Origin of the sequence: Burkholderia sp. BCC1977, assembly GCF_905339595.1 — a bacterium.
GTDB lineage: Bacteria > Pseudomonadota > Gammaproteobacteria > Burkholderiales > Burkholderiaceae > Burkholderia.
Genome location: NZ_CAJPGQ010000207.1, coordinates 1 through 265 on the forward strand (window position 1 = coordinate 1; position 265 = coordinate 265).

General features: G+C 64.2%; 1 protein-coding gene. It reads left to right on the forward strand.

The features are described 5' to 3' along the window. Positions 1-265 (forward strand): hypothetical protein (locus tag U5771_RS35490; RefSeq protein ID WP_322028225.1); only part of this gene is annotated, 265 nt, incomplete at both ends.

Here is a 265-nt window from a genome sequence, read left to right on the forward strand (position 1 = left end):
GTTAGCCGACGAGAGACCCGTCGACGTCGAGGTCGAGAGCGACGTCACCGAGCTGTTGGTCGAGCTGAGGCCGGTCGACAGCGAGCTGATCCCCGTCGAAGTCGACGTGGACAGCGACGAGATGGCGCTATTGGCCGACGAGAGACCCGTCGACGTGGAGGACGACAGCGACGTCACCGAGCTATTGGTCGAGCTGAGGCCGGTCGACAGCGAGCTGATCCCCGTCGAAGTCGACGTGGACAGCGACGAGATGGAGCTATTGGCC